Source organism: Marinobacter sp. AL4B (genome assembly GCF_019916045.1).
Classification (GTDB): Bacteria; Pseudomonadota; Gammaproteobacteria; order Pseudomonadales; family Oleiphilaceae; genus Marinobacter.
Genome location: NZ_JAILWZ010000003.1, coordinates 1 through 293, shown reverse-complemented (window position 1 = coordinate 293; position 293 = coordinate 1). Strand labels below are relative to the sequence as shown.

The 293-nt window shown below is 52.2% G+C and carries 2 rRNA genes; both read left to right on the top strand.

Annotated elements, in window-relative coordinates:
• Nucleotides 1-109 (top strand): 23S ribosomal RNA (locus K5L82_RS00015); the annotation flags it as partial.
• A gap of 84 nt (nt 110-193) precedes the next feature.
• A 5S ribosomal RNA gene (gene rrf, locus K5L82_RS00010) occupies nt 194-293 on the top strand; the annotation flags it as partial.

Genomic DNA, 293 nt, shown 5'->3' with positions numbered 1-293 from the left:
CTTGAGCCTCCTGAAGAGCCGTTCAAGACCAGGACGTTGATAGGCTGGGTGTGTAAGCGCTGCGAGGCGTTGAGCTAACCAGTACTAATTGCTCGTGCGGCTTGACTATATAACACCCAAGACAATTGCGGATAACGCACCAAAGAAATCGATATCACGTTCCATCTCGTCCCCCAGTGATCAAACCGTTTTGTCTGACGACCATAGCGGCTTGGAACCACCTGATCCCATCCCGAACTCAGAAGTGAAACAAGCCTGCGCCGATGGTAGTGTGGCACTTGCCCATGTGAGAG